Annotated in this window: 2 protein-coding genes; one reads left to right on the forward strand and one right to left on the reverse strand. The window is 46.8% G+C overall.

The window, feature by feature from the left end; genetic code table 11:
* Positions 1-18 precede the first annotated feature (18 nt).
* The gene (locus tag B5D26_RS16005) at positions 19-675 is read right to left on the reverse strand and encodes a 2OG-Fe(II) oxygenase (protein WP_078746707.1); all 657 of its coding nucleotides are present in this window, start codon (positions 673-675) and stop codon (positions 19-21) included.
* Positions 676-1065: 390 nt separating this feature from the next.
* On the opposite strand from B5D26_RS16005, the gene B5D26_RS16010 reads away from it, so the two are divergent.
* Positions 1066-1443 (forward strand): hypothetical protein (locus B5D26_RS16010; protein ID WP_143833139.1); only part of this gene is annotated, 378 nt, incomplete at its 3' end.

Below are 1443 nucleotides of genomic sequence, written 5' to 3' on the forward strand. Positions count from 1 at the left end.
CCCCGCCCGTTTGAGTTATTACGGAAACTCGTTTTCTCTGATGCGAAACCACACCGCAATGCTGTGGCGTGTTGCCTGCGATGTAAGCACTTCGTGGGGAAACTCTTCGCTTAAGAATGCCGCCACTGTACCCGCTTTAGGAGCAACGGTTGCAATCGCTTGGTCGCCTTCCTCTGGGTATAACACAAACTCACCCCCATCCTCAGGCTGCCAGTTAGGGTTCAGATAAAACACCAAGGTCATAATGCGGTTACGCTGTCCGCGAAAGCTGTCTAGGTGCTTCTTATAAAACTGCCCCGGTTCATAAATAGCGTACATCGCTTCAAAGTGATTCATGCCCAAAAACAAGCGACGATTTACGGCGGTCATCAACTGCTCTAACAATTGTAGAAACAGGGTTTGGGTGTCAGTTTCACCCTCTAGCCAGCAGATTCGGTCTGAGCGAATATCGTCACGCAACACAAACTGCTGTTCTCGGCCAATTCCTGCGCGATGAAAGCAACCCTGTTCATCCAGCACCATTAGGTCTTGCTGTAACAACGCCACAAAATCAGAACTGAGAAACTGCTCCAAAACAGCCCAACCTTCCGTATAAAGTGCCATGCAAATTTGATCGGTGGCCTCTTGGCTTAAAAAATTAGCGGGTGGCGCTTCAATACTGTCAATTGAGGGCATAAATGGTGTCCGAGAAGTGAGTTAAACAGGCCAAGTGTATCGGCTTTCCAGCCAGCGATAGGCGCTTGTATACCGAATAAAACGACCTTGTCAAAGCGGTGTTGCAGCTTCGACAGCAAGATGTTTCGTGCTGTTATTAATATTCTTAGCTGGCAGGGGCTTAAAATATTTCTCATCTGCTGTATTGGCACATTTCTTCAAGCATACAAACCAAGTATTAGCGCACCAAGCTATAGTGGGTCTTAAAATTGAAATGTGTACGAAGTAAATTATTTTGCCGATAATTGGTCACCCAAGCACAAAAGATGCGCTCTATTAGACTAGACAAAAGATGTAATCGCTCTATTTTTAGGTAACAATCTAGCTCTACTGAAAAGGATCAATACACGCATGCCCCCCAGACGGCCTGATCTACTGATAAAAAAAGCACGCCTCATTGCGGACAAAGGTCGTTATCGCTATTTGCTATTGAATGGCCTCTATTCCAGTTTAGGCTCTGCCCTGTTTTGTTATGCGCTTTACGCTCTGATCAGCCCAAGTATTTTTAACAGTTGGATCGCCGTAGTATTTCCAGTCATAGTGCCTGCTACTGTTGCCCCTGTGATCAGTTGGTTTACCTTTAACCTATTTGAAGCGTTAGCACAGGAGCACACTCAACTTGAACTTGAAGTCTATCGCCGACAAGGCTTAGCAAAACTCCGCGTAAACCCTCGCCCAATCGGGCGGGGATACAAGCGGGAACCGCGCAGCGGTTCTAATCAGGTGTCG

Origin of the sequence: Oceanospirillum multiglobuliferum, assembly GCF_900167095.1 — a bacterium.
Lineage (GTDB): Bacteria > Pseudomonadota > Gammaproteobacteria > Pseudomonadales > Halomonadaceae > Oceanospirillum > Oceanospirillum multiglobuliferum.

Coding starts and splice junctions, on each gene's coding strand:
- B5D26_RS16005 (WP_078746707.1), bottom strand. CDS start 675: ATGCCCTCAATTGACAGTATTGAAGCGCCACCCGCTAATTTTTTAAGC.